3 protein-coding genes are annotated in these 2276 nt (G+C 72.1%); 2 read left to right on the top strand and 1 reads right to left on the bottom strand.

Annotation, left to right across the window (positions count from 1 at the left end; genetic code table 11):
* Nucleotides 1-226 precede the first annotated feature (226 nt).
* Nucleotides 227-952 carry a dethiobiotin synthase gene (gene bioD / locus E1264_RS42135; RefSeq protein ID WP_132183120.1) on the top strand — a complete coding sequence of 242 codons (726 nt, stop codon included), beginning with the start codon at nucleotides 227-229 and terminating at the stop codon, nucleotides 950-952.
* Nucleotides 953-955: 3 nt separating this feature from the next.
* On the top strand, nucleotides 956-1951 hold the full coding sequence (bioB, locus tag E1264_RS42130) for a biotin synthase BioB (protein WP_132183118.1): 996 nt from the start codon (nucleotides 956-958) through the stop codon (nucleotides 1949-1951).
* 73 nt (nucleotides 1952-2024) lie between these two features.
* Here the strand turns inward: bioB and E1264_RS42125 are convergent.
* The coding region (locus tag E1264_RS42125; RefSeq protein ID WP_132183116.1) for a UTRA domain-containing protein at nucleotides 2025-2276 on the bottom strand (252 nt) is incomplete at its 5' end.

Raw genomic sequence — 2276 nt, 5'->3', positions numbered from 1 at the left:
GGGGAGGACGGCGGCTCGGCCGTCTCGGAGCCGCCGCAGGAGGTCAGCGCCGCGCAGGCCGCGACGGTGAGCGCCGACACCCGGCGGGAGCGTGTGTAGGGACCGGCCATGACGCTTGGACGCGCCGCCGCCTCGGTCCGGTTCCGCCGCCGACAAAATAGCACCGCCGAAGACTGTGGGGTCCGGCGAGCGTCCGGGCCGCGGGCCCGCGCTAGGGTGCCGCTTTGTGAGTGTTGTCGTGGTCACCGGGACGTGCACCGGCGTGGGGAAGACCGTGGTCACCGCGGCGCTGGCCGCCGTCGCCGCCGCGCGCGGCGCGTCCGTCGCCGTCGTCAAGCCGGGCCAGACCGGCGTCCGCGACGGGGAGCCCGGCGACCTGGACGAGGTGCGGCGGCTCGCCGGCCTCGACGACGTGCACGAGTTCGCCCGGTTCCGCGACCCGCTGTCGCCGGCCGCCGCGGCCCGGCGCGCCGGCGTCCCACCCCTCCGCCTGCCGGACGCGGCCGAACGCATCCGGGACCTCTCCGCGACCCACCGCCTGGTGCTGGTCGAGGGCGCAGGGGGCCTCCTCGTCCGCTACGACGACGAGGGCGCCACGATCGCCGACCTCGCGCACCGCCTCGACGCCGCCGTGGTCGTCGTGGCCCGCCCGGACCTCGGCACCCTCAACCACACCGCGCTGACGCTGGAGGCGATGGCGCACCGCGGCGTGCAGCTCGCGGGCGTCGTCATCGGGGAGTGGCCGGACGACCCGGACCTCGCGATGCGCAGCAACATCCGCGACCTGGAAACGATCGCGGCCCGCCCGCTCTCGGGCGTGCTGCCGGCCGGGGCCGGTGCGCTGGACCCGGCGGAGTTCCTCCTCGCCGCGCACCGCGGCCTGGCCCCCTCCTTCGGCGGCGCGTTCGACGCCGCCGCGTTCCGCGACACCTACGGCCTCGACAAGGAGTAACACGTGACCGACATTCTCGAAGTCGCCCGCCGCCAGGTCCTGGACGAGGGGAAGGGCCTCACCGCCGACCAGGTCCTGCAGTGCCTGACCCTCCCGGCCGAACGCCTGCAGGACCTGCTCGCCCTCGCCCACGAGGTGCGGGTGCGGTGGTGCGGCCCCGAGGTCGAGGTCGAGGGCATCGTGTCGCTGAAGACGGGCGGCTGCCCCGAGGACTGCCATTTCTGCTCCCAGTCCGGCAAGTTCGAGTCGCCGGTCCGCTCGGTGTGGCTGAACATCCCCGAGCTGGTCGAGGCCGCGAAGGAGACCGCGAAGACCGGCGCGACGGAGTTCTGCATCGTCGCCGCCGTCCGCGGCCCGGACGAGCGCCTGATGTCCCAGGTCCGCGACGGCATCAAGGCGATCAACGACGCCGTCGAGATCAACATCGCCTGCTCGCTGGGCATGCTCACCCAGGAGCAGGTGGACGAACTGGCCGCGATGGGCGTCCACCGCTACAACCACAACCTGGAGACGGCCCGCTCCCACTTCCCGAACGTGGTCACCACCCACACGTGGGAGGAGCGCTGGGACACCCTCCGCATGGTGAAGGACGCCGGAATGGAGGTGTGCTGCGGCGGCATCGTCGGCATGGGCGAGACGATCGAGCAGCGCGCCGAGTTCGCCGCCCAGCTGGCCGACCTGGACCCCGACGAGGTCCCCCTGAACTTCCTCGCGCCCCGCCCCGGCACCCCGTTCGCCGACTTCCCGCTGGTCGAGGGCACGGAGGCGCTGAAGACGATCGCCGCGTTCCGCCTGGCCCTGCCCCGCACCATCCTCCGCTACGCGGGAGGCCGCGAACTGACCCTCGGCGACCTGGGCACCCGCGACGGGATGCTGGGCGGCATCAACGCCATCATCGTCGGCAACTACCTGACAACCCTGGGCCGCCCCGCCCAAAAGGACCTGGACCTCCTCACCGACCTCCAAATGCCCATCAAGGCCCTAAGTCAGACCCTTTGATTCCAGGACGGCCGCGCGTTCGCAGGATGTGAATCATCCGCTCCTGGAGGATGCGCCGGATGTGGTCGAGCGGTCAGCGGCGGAGGCGGGTTATGAATTTGTAGCGGTCGCCTCGGTAGAGGGATTGGGCCCATTCGACTGGCTGGCCGGTGGTGTCGAAGGCGTGGCGGGAGAGGAGGAGCATGGGGAGGCCGACGTCCACACCCAGCAGTTGTGCGTCGTGGGGTGTGGCGAGGACGGTCTCGATCGTCTCCTCGGCCTCGGTCAGGTGGACGTCGTAGGCGGTGGCCAGCGTCTCGTACAGGGAGCGGTGGCGGGGGAGCTC

The sequence above is a fragment of the Actinomadura sp. KC216 genome, from assembly GCF_004348535.1.
Lineage (GTDB): Bacteria > Actinomycetota > Actinomycetes > Streptosporangiales > Streptosporangiaceae > Spirillospora.
Note: the sequence above shows the minus strand (reverse complement) of the source record. Positions and strands in the feature narration are given on the sequence as shown.